Annotated in this window: 1 protein-coding gene; it reads left to right on the top strand. The window is 68.4% G+C overall.

Translation table 11 applies throughout. From position 1 onward, the window contains the following. Positions 1-576 (top strand): PAS domain-containing protein (locus ACYVDE_RS25705; RefSeq protein WP_460504336.1); only part of this gene is annotated, 576 nt, incomplete at both ends.

Raw genomic sequence — 576 nt, 5'->3', positions numbered from 1 at the left:
GCCGGCGTGCTGCGCGACGTGACCCGGCAGCGCGCCGCCACCGACGAGCTGCACTACAAAAGCCTGGTGCTCGAGCGCCTGCTGCACCGCATGCCCATGGTGCTCACCCGCCTCAAGCCCGACGGCACCTACCTGGAGTCGGTAGGGGCGGGGCTGCAGGCCATTGGCACCGAGCCGGGTAGCCTGGTCGGGCGCAACGTGCACGAAGTATATCCCGCCGCCCAGCCCGAGTTGGAAAAAGTATTGAACGGCGGGCAGGCCGAGTTTCTGGCTGAGATTCCGACTCCGGCCGGCCGCACGGCCGCGTTTCAGAACTACGCGTTTTTCGACGAGCAGGGCCAGCAGGCGGTGGTGCTGGCCGTGGACGTGACGGCCGCCGAACTGCAGCACCGCCAGTTGCAGGCCGAGCAGGAGTTTACCCGCAGCCTGCTGGAGAATAGCGTCGACTGCATCATCTCGCTCGACCCGCAGGGCCGCATCACAGTGTGGAATGCCGAGGCCACGCGCACCTTCGGCCTGCGCTTCGAGCAGGTGCGCGGGCGCGCGCTGGCCGAAGTGCTGCCTGAGCTGGGCGCC

Source organism: Hymenobacter agri, from assembly GCF_054778495.1.
This window is presented reverse-complemented; position numbering and strand designations above follow the sequence as displayed.